At 42.0% G+C, this 12,917-nt stretch carries 13 protein-coding genes; 4 read left to right on the top strand and 9 right to left on the bottom strand.

Annotated features, from left to right (window positions below):
• Positions 1 to 5 precede the first annotated feature (5 nt).
• Positions 6 to 1,100, top strand: a complete 1,095-nt coding sequence (locus tag FNZ24_RS10530; protein ID WP_153914443.1) for an alkene reductase — start codon at positions 6 to 8, stop codon at positions 1,098 to 1,100.
• 109 nt (positions 1,101 to 1,209) lie between these two features.
• Here FNZ24_RS10530 and FNZ24_RS10525 read toward each other — a convergent pair whose 3' ends face one another.
• Positions 1,210 to 1,593, bottom strand: coding sequence for an MAPEG family protein (locus FNZ24_RS10525; protein ID WP_153914442.1), 384 nt, complete (start codon positions 1,591 to 1,593; stop codon positions 1,210 to 1,212).
• Positions 1,594 to 2,064: 471 nt separating this feature from the next.
• On the opposite strand from FNZ24_RS10525, the gene FNZ24_RS10520 reads away from it, so the two are divergent.
• From FNZ24_RS10520 to FNZ24_RS10510, 3 genes are all read left to right on the top strand, one after another.
• Positions 2,065 to 2,523, top strand: a complete 459-nt coding sequence (locus tag FNZ24_RS10520; RefSeq protein WP_153914441.1) for a hypothetical protein — start codon at positions 2,065 to 2,067, stop codon at positions 2,521 to 2,523.
• A 136-nt stretch (positions 2,524 to 2,659) separates the two neighbouring features.
• Positions 2,660 to 3,610 carry a DUF692 domain-containing protein gene (locus tag FNZ24_RS10515; RefSeq protein ID WP_153914460.1) on the top strand — a complete coding sequence of 317 codons (951 nt, stop codon included), beginning with the start codon at positions 2,660 to 2,662 and terminating at the stop codon, positions 3,608 to 3,610.
• On the top strand, positions 3,607 to 4,449 hold the full coding sequence (locus FNZ24_RS10510) for a DNA-binding domain-containing protein (RefSeq protein ID WP_153914440.1): 843 nt from the start codon (positions 3,607 to 3,609) through the stop codon (positions 4,447 to 4,449). Before FNZ24_RS10515 ends, FNZ24_RS10510 begins: the two co-directional genes overlap by 4 nt.
• A 15-nt stretch (positions 4,450 to 4,464) precedes the next feature.
• Here the strand turns inward: FNZ24_RS10510 and FNZ24_RS10505 are convergent, their stop codons facing one another.
• From FNZ24_RS10505 to FNZ24_RS10470, 8 genes are all read right to left on the bottom strand, one after another.
• A complete protein-coding gene (locus FNZ24_RS10505; RefSeq protein ID WP_153914439.1) occupies positions 4,465 to 4,914 on the bottom strand; it encodes a DUF3291 domain-containing protein in 450 nt (149 codons plus the stop codon).
• A gap of 7 nt (positions 4,915 to 4,921) precedes the next feature.
• Complete coding sequence (locus FNZ24_RS10500; protein ID WP_153914438.1) at positions 4,922 to 6,262, bottom strand: ATP-binding protein; 1,341 nt, start codon at positions 6,260 to 6,262, stop codon at positions 4,922 to 4,924.
• An 83-nt stretch (positions 6,263 to 6,345) separates the two neighbouring features.
• Positions 6,346 to 7,782, bottom strand: a complete 1,437-nt coding sequence (locus FNZ24_RS10495) for a sigma-54-dependent transcriptional regulator (RefSeq protein ID WP_153914437.1) — start codon at positions 7,780 to 7,782, stop codon at positions 6,346 to 6,348.
• A 163-nt stretch (positions 7,783 to 7,945) separates the two neighbouring features.
• Positions 7,946 to 9,154: an FtsX-like permease family protein gene (locus FNZ24_RS10490; protein ID WP_153914436.1), complete on the bottom strand. Its 1,209-nt coding sequence runs from the start codon at positions 9,152 to 9,154 to the stop codon at positions 7,946 to 7,948.
• Positions 9,155 to 9,176: 22 nt separating this feature from the next.
• Complete coding sequence (locus FNZ24_RS10485) at positions 9,177 to 10,490, bottom strand: ABC transporter permease (protein ID WP_153914435.1); 1,314 nt, start codon at positions 10,488 to 10,490, stop codon at positions 9,177 to 9,179.
• A 20-nt stretch (positions 10,491 to 10,510) separates the two neighbouring features.
• Positions 10,511 to 11,260 (bottom strand): ABC transporter ATP-binding protein, encoded by a 750-nt coding sequence (locus FNZ24_RS10480; protein WP_153914434.1) that lies wholly within the window; start codon positions 11,258 to 11,260, stop codon positions 10,511 to 10,513.
• 91 nt (positions 11,261 to 11,351) lie between these two features.
• On the bottom strand, positions 11,352 to 11,585 hold the full coding sequence (locus FNZ24_RS10475) for a hypothetical protein (RefSeq protein ID WP_153914433.1): 234 nt from the start codon (positions 11,583 to 11,585) through the stop codon (positions 11,352 to 11,354).
• A gap of 46 nt (positions 11,586 to 11,631) precedes the next feature.
• The gene (locus tag FNZ24_RS10470; RefSeq protein WP_153914432.1) at positions 11,632 to 12,891 is read right to left on the bottom strand and encodes an efflux RND transporter periplasmic adaptor subunit; all 1,260 of its coding nucleotides are present in this window, start codon (positions 12,889 to 12,891) and stop codon (positions 11,632 to 11,634) included.
• Positions 12,892 to 12,917 lie beyond the last annotated feature (26 nt).

The raw sequence follows: 12,917 nt of genomic DNA, 5'->3' as shown, positions 1-12,917 counted from the left end.
TTTATATGTTATTTTCAGAATTTCCCTTAGCCGGTAGCACCCTAGCCAACCGAATTGTAATGGCACCTATGACACGTTCACGCACTTCACAACCTGGTGATGTGCCAAATGATTTAATGGCATCTTACTATCAACAACGTGCATCAGCTGGATTGATTATTGCCGAAGGGACGCCTATTTCTGCGGTAGCCAGAGGCTATTCGTTAACCCCAGGTATTTATACTCAAGCCCATATTGATGGCTGGAAGAAAACCACCGATGCGGTGCATCAACAAGGCGGAAAAATCTTCCTGCAGCTATGGCATGTGGGTAGACGTTCCCACAGCGATATTGCAGGTGAGCAACCCGTTGCGCCATCAGCAATAAAGCAACCAGATCAGGTTTATGGTCCATTACCAGATGGCGGATTTGGGATGGTTGAAACCTCTCGCCCAAGAGCCATGACACTTGAGGATATTGAGCAAACAATCGCAGACTTTGTTCAAGGGGCTAAAAATGCAATTGAAGCAGGGTTTGATGGGGTTGAATTACATGGCGCCCACGGCTACTTAATCGATCAGTTCATCCGAGAAGTCAGTAATCAACGACAAGATCAATACGGTGGTAGTCAGCAAAATAGACTGCGTTTTCCACTTGAGGTGATCAATGCTGTTAATGATGCAATTGGCGCTGACAAAGTGGCTATCCGTTTATCACCATTAGTGGGTGAAGGATTTAAAGAAGTTGATAGCGATATTATTGAAGTCACGGAGCTGCTACTGAAGCAACTCGCTCCTATGAAGCTTGCCTATGTTCATTTTTCAGAGAACATCGGTGACTATACTGAAGCAACTGATTGTTTCAGAAAACAAATTCGTGAAATCTACCCAAACCCAATCATGGTGGCAGGTAAGCTTAATCAACAAAGTGCCCAGGCACTTCTCGACAAAGGTTATGCAGACTTGGTTGCATTTGGTACACCTTATGTCACCAACCCTGATTTAGTAGAAAGGTTTAAACACAATATTGCACTTACAGAGTTTGACGCAGATGCAAGACTAACGCTTTATGGTGGTGATGCCACAGGTTATACCGACTACCCTGCTGCGGCAAAAGCTTAGATCTATTAAATCTGCTTCAATTCAAAAATTAAAACTAAAACTAAAACTAAACAAAAACGCTTATCGGGCACTGGCTACGATAAGCGTTTTTTTATAAATGAAAACTAGACTAAAAAGCTTGAAAGAAAATGCCCAAAGCACTAAAAATTCCCACAAACCATGCAAGGGATCGCATAGTGGCAATCCCCTTCAAATAAAGTAAGTGATAACTCACCCGAGCAACCACGTGCACAATCGCCAAGGTGGAAACTAATGGGCTGACCTTATCTGTTGCTATTACAACAAGGCAGCTAATACCAAAAATAAGCAAAGATTCAAATGCATTTTGGTGTCCTGCTAATGCTCTTGCACCTGCACCCGTTAATTGTGCTTGTTGTGACCTTGGATGCGCATTGTCATACCCTCCTAGCTTTGCCATGGCGACTGCCACAGGTCCTTTAGCTAAATAAGGTAATAGCATCGCGATGAATAAACAGATAAGTAAAGTTTGCATTTATGCTTCCCAGCTTGCAGAGGTAAATTAGCCGACAGTTAATCATTTTTTATTCATATTAAAAAGGCTTTTTCTCTTCAACTTCTATGATTATTTGCTGTTATTTGATTTAAATCGGCCATATTTTCAAATAAATTCTCCATCACTTGCTTTGACTAAACTTGTTTTAAATCAGCTTTAAAGCTGATATTTATCCAGCCTACACAGCAACATTTTCTTTACCTTTTGCAACTTACTTGAAATATCTCAATGGTGACCACGGTCATTATAGGTACCTGCTATTAAGACAGATAACCGCGGATAGTATCTATTAATCAGTAGGAGCAAGTTTAAGGATGGCATGTAAGTGTCTACTTTCTTACTAATTTAGCTTTCAACTTACTTGAACGTTAATTTTGTATCAAACGTTCAAGCCTAAGCAAGGAACTATTACAAAGAGCTCTTATTAATAGATCACACCAAGGAACTATCATGAATACGAAAACACAAACGGCACTATCTGGTGCAGCTCTTGCGATGGCAATGGCAGGATTATCAGGTCAAGCTGTAGCTGGCGAATCTAATACCGCACCATTAGCAGCAGGCGAAACTGATTTGGTCCATTGTTATGACGTTAATATCTGTAAAGGACATAATGATTGCGGCACTGCAGATAACGCCTGTAAAGGTCAAGCAAGTTGTGAAGGTACAGGCTTTGTGGCAATGCCTTCAAAAGCTTGTGGTGATGTGGGTGGTAAAGTCAAAGATGATTGGGTAGGTAAAATAACTAAAGCCGATTTGGTCCATTGTTACGGCGTTAACGTATGTAAAGGTCACAATGATTGTAAAGGTGCTGACCACGCTTGTGGCGGAAAGGCGAGCTGTAAAGGAACTGGTTTTGTGAATACCACAGCAAAATCATGTGCAGATATCGGCGGCAAAGCAGGTTAACGATCATTTGAGCGGACATTCATTAAGTGTTCGTGAATGTGAACAAGTAAAAATTATGGCTTGGCAAGATTCATCCCCTAATTGCCAAGCCATTAATTTTCCCCATCACCCTAAGCGTTCAATAAAAGGTAAACCAATGTCAGAACAGAAAATCACGCAGGACTTCATTGGTTTTGGTTTAGGCCTTCGAACCGATCATTTTGAATACATTCTGCAGCATCAACCGGCAATTGATTGGTTTGAAGTGCTTTCAGAAAACTACTTAGTGGCTGGCGGGAAACCTCGTTATTACCTTGAAGCTATCGCAGAGCAATATCCTGTTGTGATGCACGGCGTGTCTATGTCGATAGGCAGTACCGACCCGTTAGATATGGAATACCTAACCTCTCTTAAAAAACTCAGTAATGACATTAATCCCAAATGGATTTCTGACCACATTTGCTGGACCTCAATCCATGGCGTGAATAGCCATGATTTGTTACCGCTTCCCTATACCGAAGAAACCATCAAGCACGTAGCTGAACGCGTAAGAATCGCTCAAGATGTATTAGGAAGAAGGTTGCTACTTGAAAATGTTTCCAGCTATCTATCTTATAAAGATTCAACCATGGATGAGTGGGAGTTTTTATCTCAAGTGGCCGAAGAAGCCGATTGTCTTATCTTGCTTGATATTAACAATATTTATGTCAGTGCTCGAAACCACTTTTTTAATCCGCTGGATTACTTAAATAAAATCGATCCTCGTCGAGTGCAGCAATTTCACCTAGCGGGTCATTCAGATTACGGCGAATATGTGATTGATACCCATGATCATGATGTGCCACCCAGTGTGTGGACATTATATCAAGCCGCCCTCGAACGATTTGGTCCAGTCAGCACCATGATTGAACGAGATGCGAACATTCCCGACTTTCCAGTGCTGTACCAAGAGTTATTGGAAGCACAAAAGATTGCTGAACTGACTCTTCCGGGTCATCCTGATTTAGCACTATCTAACCTTGTACCATTAGCACAGCAAGCAAAAATCAGTAATAAATCAATGAGTCCAACCGACACTCATTTACCGAGCCGAAAGGTCGCGATATGAGCCAGTTAAAGCAGATCCAACAAGAGTTTATGCAGTATCTTCTCTCTGGTTCTAGTTCTGAGTCAGGATCAGAACCGGAACCTAACACAAGCACGATGCTAGATATCAGGGAGCGAGTGTCACAGCAAAGTGGAATATCGGCTAATGACCGGCTAAAAATCTATGCCAATGCTTATCGAATTCGCCTCAAAGAAACAATGGAAACCGATCATCAGATCCTCGGTTTATATTTAGGTGATGAATTATTTGATAAATTGGCAATTGAATACATAAATGCCCACCCTTCACAGGCGAAGTCTTTAAGAGAGTTTTGTGATAATTTGCCAGCGTTTTTGCGCACAGATGACTTCTTTTGCCAGTATCCAATTTTAGCTGACATTGCCCAATTTGAGCGCTTGTTACTCGCCGCTTTTGATGGTGCTGAATCTGCTCGAGCTGACTTTACAACCTTGCAGACTTTAGCACCTGAATTATGGCCTGACTGCTGCTTACGCTTTCACCCAAGCTTACAAATGTTTAGCTGTAAAAGTAACGCTGTAGAAAGCTGGCAAGCACTTAAAGCTGAAACCGCTCCTGACGCCCCATATTATCAACAGCAAAGGTATTGGGTTTTATGGCGTAACAGTGAAAGATTGACTCAATTTGAGTCTTTAAACCAAAGCCAATACGCGCTATTAACAGGTTTTATCGAAGGAAATGATTTTGCCCATCAATGTGAGGCGATGCTAAATTGGTACGATGAACAGACAGCACCTTTAATGGTGCTGCAGACATTACAATCTTGGTTTGTTAAAGGATTAATCCGAGAGTTAATTACCAGCGTAAAGACTCATAAATGACCGCCAAATTTTGACTTAGTTTTTTACCTCTGCAGCAGTAAAGTTACTCTTAAACGTAAATGCATAAGCACTATCTCCTTGCGCTCTTAAATGCATCAAACGTGCTTTAGCCTCACTGACATCTGGAACATGATCGTCAGCAATCCACCACAATACATAAGTATCTTCAGGTAAACGATAGAACCATTCTGCTTTACGACGCATAAAATCTCGATGATGAGTGCGAAACATAAAGTTTTTAAGTGCTTCAACATCCTCCCATACCGACATATTGACGATAAGTGTGGGGTCATCAAATGCTTGTATTTGAGTAGCATCACCAGACTCATCTTTTAGCCGCCAAATAAATCCCTTGCTAGCTTCTGCAATTGCGTTCACCTCATCGAGATTATCAACAAAATCTTTCATCTCTGGTGCTTCCAATGGGAATTTACACTTAGCGATATTTAATTGAGCCAGCTTCATATTGACCTTACTCCTTTGGTAGCCAAAGCTTAACGCTCAGCCCACCTTTAGTACGATTTTGCATAGTGATATGGCCGCCATGGGCTTCGACAATTTCACGGCAAAGCGGCAAACCAATCCCTGTGCCGGACTGTTTAGTCGAGTAAAACGGTAATAACGCTTGAGACAAGACCTCGCTGGACATCCCACTACCACTATCTTCAATGATAATAACAATGCCAGATACTGGATGTGTCACATCCTGCATGGCTAGCGTGACCAACTCTTTTTCCGAGCCAGATTCATGGGCATTTTTAAGCAAATTAATCAGCACTTGTTCAAGCTGCACACTGTCTAATTCAAGTGGCACCTGAGGTAATTCAGAGATTAACTTGAAAGGATATTGCTGAGCTAATTGCTGAACTAACTGTGCCCAATCAACCGGCGCTTTTCGTGGCAGTGGCAATTTGGCAAATTGAGCATAGTGGGAAATAAACTGGCTTAAATGAGCGGTTCTATTTTCAATCGTATCAAAGATTAACCCTAACTTGTCGTTGCCAACATCCTTAGTTAGTAGTCTTCCCGAATTCACCATAGAAGCAATAGGTGCGACAGAGTTATTCAATTCATGACTGATAATTCTGATCACTTTTTTCCATACAGCCACTTCTTGACGGTTAAGTTCTTTGGTTAATTGTTTAAGTAGAATTAAATGATGCTGTTGATTATTTTGGCTAAAACTGCCCCGAGAAATATGCCATGACTCCAATTCTTCAGCGCCAGTTGTCGCACTAGACTGATTGGTTGCATCAATAGAAAATAGCCCTTCATGCTTACTATTAAGCGCTTCTTTTAACGCATTTGGCAGTTCAGCGATTAAGTCACCGAGTAGCATTCCCTCAATACGAACACCTTGGTTAAATAGGTGCCTTGCTGCATCGTTGGCGTAAATAATTCGCTGATTATCGTCCACCAGCAACATAATATTAGGAGAGTTTTGAATGACTTTATCTAACATCAGTTCACGCTGATAGATAAACTGCCTTTCACTGCGCAGTTTAGCGGACGCTTGATTATAGAGTTCGGCAATGGAGTCGAGTTGAGGCTCGCCATAACCATGAAGCGATACACTAAACTCATTATCTTTAAAATTGAGCAGGCCAACTTCAAGTGCTTTCAAACTGTCATGTAAGGTTTGGGTAAGCCACATGCTCAACAAGAAACAGACGCCAGCAGCAACCACAATAGCAAGCCAAAGCTGCTGTTCCCCCAAACTAAACCAAACAGTCCAACCACACAGACCGCTTAAAGCAACACTTAACAAGTTACCAAGTACTAACTTACTACGTAATTGAAGCGTTTTTCTCATGGTTTTCATTCACTTTTATTGGTCATTTAAGCGTTATTATTAAGCCAGTTTACGAGTTTATATGTTGACGGTAAGTATTAATGCTACTTGGAAGATAGGCCATATTTATCCATGCGTCGATATAGCGCTTGGCGGCTTAAACCTAAGGATTTTGCCACTCTTGCTATCACGCCATTATGGGTTACCAGTGCTTGTTCAATCTGCTGCTTATCGGGATCTGCTGGTTGAGCTGATAGCAAAGATTCACCGACTTCCTCAGTAGATTGCTTTTCTTGACTGAGATTAGATCCTTGACTGAGATTAGAATCTTGATTGCGATTAAATTGTCGATTAAGTATTTGATGAGTCTGTGGCGACAAGCCTAAATCGGCCAAAGTCAGTACAGCATTGCTTGCTAATAACACCGCCCGTTTACAGACATTTTCAAGCTCCCTGACATTACCTGACCAAGCATGAGTTAACAGTGCTTGCTGCGCAGGTTTATCAAAACTAAATTCATTGCCTACAAAGTGTTGAGCTAAGGGTAAAATATCATCAACACGTTGATTAAGCGGCGCTATAGCAAGTTCAATGACATTTAAACGATAAAACAAATCTTCTCGAAAGCTACCGTTACTAATGTCATCAGCCAAATCGGCATTAGTCGCACTTATCACTCGTACATTCACTTTACGGGTTTGATGACTACCGAGACGCTCAAATTCACCCGTTTGTAATACTCTGAGTAACTTAACTTGACCCGATAACGGCAGATTGCCAATTTCGTCTAAAAATAAGGTGCCGCCATCAGCCGCTTCAAATCGACCAATACGGACTTTATTCGCCCCAGTGAAAGCGCCAGCTTCGGCGCCAAACAGTTCAGCTTCCAATAAATCCATTGGCAAAGCGCCAATATTGACCTTAACGAAAGGCTTATCTTTTAATAAGGAGTTAGCTTGAACTATATCGGCTATTTTATCCTTACCTGCACCATTGGGACCGGTGATCATCACAGACACATCAGATTTTGCCACTTGTAATGACAAGTCAATACAACGCTGCATTGCGCCACTTCCAAAAACCATGCCGCATAAATCTGCGCCATTAATAGCGCTCATTCGCTCAGAGTCGACTCTTGTCAGCTGGCTATTTTGCTTAGAAAGATGATAAATCGATAATAGATTATTGATACTCGTGAGCAGCTTGGCATCATCCCATGGTTTGCCCATGTAATCGGCAGCGCCAGCTTTAACTAATTCAACGGCGGTTTCTAATTGGGTCCAAGCTGTCATCAGAATAATCGGTAAATTAGGCTGCTGCTGACGTAAGGTATAAAACAGCTGCTTGCCCTCTTCACCCGATGTAGTGTCACGAGTAAAGTTCATGTCTTGGATCACTAAGCTAATATCTTGCTTAGTGACGATGTCGATTGCCTGCTCTGGCGTTTCACAACTCAGTGCTTTATAGCCATGAATATCCAACATTAAGGTTAATGCACTGCATATCGAACTGTTGTCATCTACGACTAAAATAGTGTCCATGTTGTCCATTTATCAATTTAAAATGTGTTATTGATTTAACGCCTTTATACGCTACCGTAAAACAATCATTTTTACGAGAAGGCTGAAATAAAATGTTGCCAGCATGAAGCAGCTAATGCTGGCACTTGTACTCACACAGATGTTTGCATTTTGACGAGCCTATTTACACGCTGCGAGTTGCCATCGCAGGTGATATCTTGGCCGCCTTCATAGCTGGCACAATGACCGCCAAAGTAGTAACCACTAACAAACCAACAATCGCTGCGATTGGATAGCTCATGGGTAACATAGGTAAACTGTATAAACTCATCAGCTGCTGTCCTAGTTGCAATGACAGTAAGCCACCGATAATGCCACCAGCAATACAAATCAGATAATTTTCCACCATAAAGTAGTTCACTATATCGCGCTTTTTCGCCCCTAAAGCACGGCGTGTACCTATCTGTTTAGTGCGGCGCTGAATGTTAAACATCACCATTCCAGTCAAACCTAGCGCAGTGATCAGTAGTAATAAAATCACCATCATACTGAGCAATGTCGCCATTAATCTATGATTGTTATAAGTCTCTTTCTTCATATCAATCAGCGATGAAAAACCATCAATCACTCGGTTAGGGTTTTCTGCATGGAAGGCTTTAACAATGACCTCTTCCAAAGCTGGAATATGTTCAGGTAATGCTCGAACAATATAAGTTTTGTTTTTAAGGCCACCACCAAAATCGATATTTTGAATCACACTGTACTCAAAGTTCTCATGATTCACCCATGCACCTTGGAGTTTATCTATCACACCAACAATTTCGATAGTTTGCTTACCTTGATACATGGTTTTGCCGATTGGTGATTCATCTCCCCAAAAAGCAGTCGCTAGTGGTTGAGATACCATCGCCACCATGCCGTTTTGATCTAACTGAGTATTGATTTCTTCAGGGCGGAAGTTACGCCCTTCAACCAGTTTTGCGCCCATGGTTTCAAGTAAATGTTCGTTACCTAAATACAAGGCAAACCCAGGTGTACTTTCAGCGGTATCTTCATCCGGACTATCCACATAACGATCCATCCACCCACTGCCACTCAACGGCATCATATTCGTCGAACTTGCCGCAATAACATTAGGCAAGCCACGTAGTATCTGTTGGTCGATAACATTTTGCTGCACATTGTCGATTGCAGGGTCAAAATTATAAACATTAAAACTTAAAATCTGCTCTTCAATTAAGCCCGAATCACGCTGCATCAAGGTAAGGCGCTCGTGAATAATAAAGCTCGCATTCGCTACAATCGCCACTGATAAAATAATCTGCAATAGTAGTAATACTGGGCCGCTTTTGCTGCGCATTAAACTCGATAAAATAGGTTTGATATGTAACATGTCGAATTCCTTTCTGGGTTCACTACTGCGCTTTTAAATACACACTTGGTTTAGTACGGCACACAACCCATGCAGGGTAAATCCCGGCAATAATGGCGGTGGAAATAGCAATAAGTGGCGTGATAATCCACATACTGGCATCAAGTCCTGTCACGCTTTCTTTCATATTGAATTCAGCATGTAACATAGACAGTGCTCCCCAAGCCCATAACAAACCAACAATGCCGCCAATAAAACCAATAATGCCCACTTCAACCATATACTGACTGAATATCTGTGCACGGCTGGCACCAATCGCGCGGCGTACCCCTACTTCTGGCGCTCGCTTTAAAAACTTAGTCAGCAATAACCCCAAAATATTGACCAAACACACACTTAAAAACAGTACGCTAAGTCCCACTAGCACCTTGTTGTCCTCAGGAACCACATCATTATTTTCAAGCCATAATTGAATGTTACTGATTTGGAATGATTCAGCGGGTGTTTTGGCGGTATCAGTAAAGCGGCCAAAGTTTCTTTGCTGCTCTACATAACGGCTTAACCAAGATTCAAGTTGCGACTTTTGATCTTCGTTTTCAAGGAAGGTCCAAAACTGCAGCCACGTTTTTTCAGAATTTAAGCGGTCTTGGTAGGTCAACATTGGCTCAAATTTCCAGCCACTGGTATTGCCCCACACGTCAAACTCTTCTTGCTCTGCCAATAAGAAAGGAATAAAGATTTCTTCTGCGTCGTTAAATGCGCCATTAAGTGGGTCGTAGTATTTAGGTTGCGGGTTCCACTCTTTAATCACCCCCACAATCTGATAAGGCTTACGGTTGAGGTAAATTGTTTTACCCACACTATTTTGACCATCAAAAAAGGTTTGATTGAGTTTTTCACCAATGACGACTTGATAAGCAGGTTGGCTATCTACCGTTTTATCCCAAGCATTACCGTACAAAAATGGCACATCGAAGATGCTAAAAAAATCACTGTCTGTGACGCGCACACTTTCTAAGATCGGATCGATAGTGGGATCATCAGATTGCATTGCTAAACCCGTTCTAAATGTCGCGGCTTTTAATGTCAGTTCATTGTTATTACGCAAGTTAATCACGTCGGTATAAGTGACATTCGATTGAAAGTCATCCCATGTATCTAAACCCTGACTCCATAATTGGATTGAATTGATGTTATCGCTTCGCTCACCAGCCGGGTTGTAGGACATGGTTTTATACACATTTAACGTCGTAATAGTAATGCCAATACCAATCGAAATAGCCAGTACCATTAACATTGATAGCATCGGCGTCTTTTTGATGCTGCGCCAAGCAAGATCGCAATAATATAAAAACATAAGCTTATCTCCTGCTTGAATTAACAGTCGCTACTCGCGGCTTTTTGTAAGTCTGCAACTTGTTGTAGGTCGGTGACTACCGATTGATCAGCTTTTTGGTACATCGAAAAATCACATACCTGACCATCAACAATTTGAATATTACGCTGCGCACGGCGTGCAAGCTCCGCATCATGGGTCACCATAATAATCGTGGTACCCGTTTGGTTAATATTCTCTAGTAGTTCCATCACTTGGCGCGCCATTAAGCTGTCTAAATTACCCGTTGGCTCATCGGCTAATAAAAAGCGTGGTTCACCTGCTAGCGCTCTGGCAATGGCCACACGCTGCTGCTGACCACCAGATAATTGGCTTGGTAAGTGCTTCATTCTTGCGGCTAGACCCACTTGCTCAAGTGCAGACTCAACTCGGCGTTGACGCTCAGCGCGATTAAACCCACGATAACGAAGTGGTACTTCAACATTTTCAGCAAGGTTTAAATCAGGGATAAGATTAAAGCCCTGAAAGATAAACCCGATTTTCTCGTTTCTGACTTTCGCACTCAGATTGTCATTCAAGTTAGAGACATTTACCCCATCAAGACTAAATTCACCCGAGGTAAAACCTTCAAGTAATCCAGCAATATTAAGAAAAGTGGTTTTACCTGAGCCAGACGGGCCAGTTACAGCAACAAATTCGCCTTCTTCCACCTCAAGATTAAAATCTCGTAGCGCATGGGTTTCCACTAAATCCGTTTTAAATACTTTGCTAATATTTTTCATTGATAACATGAGTTCTTTCCTTGTTTAACTAGCTAATGCTCTAGCGCTAGTTATCATTATTTATTCGGTAAATCGGTTATTAAAATGGTTTCTTACAGCGCTAGAACTGCACAATAATCTGTATGGCAGTGGCAAAATCTAACTCAAATAACACTTGCACCATGTCATTGTTTAAGCCGTAACTAACTTGTTCAGACAGCTGGTCTGTAAGGTCGATAATTTGAAAACTAAACGACAACCAATTAAAGCTTTCATCAATTCGATAGCTCACGGCTAAGCTCAGTAACATCAATGCGATAAAGCCAGTCATTGGTTTTGTTTGAGGTAATTTCATTGTGGTGTCCTTACTTAATTCTGTCGTAATCCAATAGGGTTAATATCTATCTAATTTGAATCTGTTCATCGTTTCTAAAAGCTTCGGTGCCTGAAACCACCCATACATCGCCTTCTTTCCCGCCATCGACAACTTCCACTTGGCTCATACTTCTGGCACCTAGGATGACAGGGGTTTTAATCGCCATATCGTCATTCATCACAAATGCAGTTGAGCCGCCACGATTTAAAAAGTCACCGCGTTTTATCATTAATACATTAGGGCGATTTTCCAGTAATACTCGGGCAGATAAACGTTGGTTTTGACGAAGTGATAAACTGTTATCAGCACTAAAACGAACTCGTGCTGTCACTTCGCGATTTCTTACCTCTGGTGAAATTGAGGCTAAATGTCCCATGACATTGATGCTGCCAAAACTCAGTTCAACGTCCATACCTATCCCTAAGTCATCTGCATAAGATTCCGGTACGGCAAGCTCTGCTTCAAAAGCACTTAGATCAACCACAGTTAAGATAGGTTGGCTGGCACCAAGCCGAGCTTTTTGTTCAACTAACCAATTACCAATAATGCCTTTGACGGGGGCTTTTATATCGAGTGCCGCAATTTGGCGTGCCAGCTCAGTCACCACTAAGGCTTGTCTATCAACCTCTAGAGCGCGGTTTTTAAGCTCGAAGGTTAAGGTGTCGCGCATCAAATCCACTTCCTGAATGGCATGTTTATGTAAAAGTTTGGCTTTATGGAGGTCATCTTTGCCTTTTTCAAAATCAATTCGGCTAATAAGACTGTTTTGAATCAATTGATCGCCGCGACGGCTCTCTCTGTCTGCCGCCTCTAAATCAACTTTGGCCATATCTAATACTTGACTCACTCGCAGTTGTTCACGTCGAGCATCCAGTTTGGCGCGCTCTAAGTCACTTTCCATTGCTGCAAAAACTGACTGCTCTTGTTGAAAGCTGCTACGTAATTTAGGGCTGTCAATTTGGGCAACGACTTGGTCTTGTTCAACTTCGTCACCTGGCTGGCTGAGCAGTGTCACGACACCTTGTTCAGTGCTGTATAAAATGGGCGCATTGGCGGCAACAATTTTACCCGTTGTTGCAATATCTCTGACTAACGTGCCACGAGTGATAGTGGCTAAACGTAAATCCTTACCTTCAATAGAACGAATCGAAGCGTCATGTCCAAGACTTGCCCAAACTAACGCGCTCATTAACACGCCAACTGTGCCAAGAATGACTGGCATACGGAGTTTTTTAGATGCACTTGCTTTAATAACCGTATCTTGTCCGCTGGTATCTTTAATCATCTCAGTTCCTTGAAACTCACTAGCTG

Origin of the sequence: Shewanella sp. TC10, assembly GCF_009663145.1 — a bacterium.
Taxonomy (GTDB): Bacteria; Pseudomonadota; Gammaproteobacteria; order Enterobacterales; family Shewanellaceae; genus Shewanella.
This window is presented reverse-complemented; position numbering and strand designations above follow the sequence as displayed.